Raw genomic sequence first — 471 nt, 5'->3', positions numbered from 1 at the left:
ACCCAGCTCTCGCACGCCGTTGACGCGCTTGCGACAAAATGGAGCCGAACGGCAACCAGCAGAAAGACCCGGTCTCGTATCTGATCCGCGGCGCTCACCGAATGCATACGGCCTTTCAGGAGGCGCTTGAGGAAGCACTTCGCCGCGGCGCCATCACGGCGGCTCTGCACCAGGATGTCCAGCACGACGCCGTTCTGATCCACGGCGCGCCAGAGATAGCGTAATTCACCCTGAACGCGGATGAACACCTCGTCGAGGTGCCATTTATCACCGGGCCGAGGTCGGCGACGCAGATTGTCGGCGAAGGCTGATCCAAACTTCAGGCACCATCGGCGGACGCTCTCGTAAGAGACGATGACGCCGCGCTCGGCCAGCAGCAGCTCAACATCTCGGAAGCTCAGGCTGAACACGTGATAGAGCCATACAGCGTGGCTGATGAGGTCTGCCGGGAAACGGTGGCGATGGTGCGGG

Annotated in this window: 1 protein-coding gene; it reads right to left on the bottom strand. The window is 62.0% G+C overall.

The window, feature by feature from the left end; translation table 11 throughout:
• A partial coding sequence (locus GSQ83_RS08985; RefSeq protein ID WP_216850007.1) for an IS6 family transposase occupies positions 1-471 on the bottom strand: 471 nt, incomplete at both ends.

The organism is Acidisoma sp. L85 (assembly GCF_009765865.1).
Taxonomy (GTDB): domain Bacteria; phylum Pseudomonadota; class Alphaproteobacteria; order Acetobacterales; family Acetobacteraceae; genus Acidisoma.
This window is presented reverse-complemented; position numbering and strand designations above follow the sequence as displayed.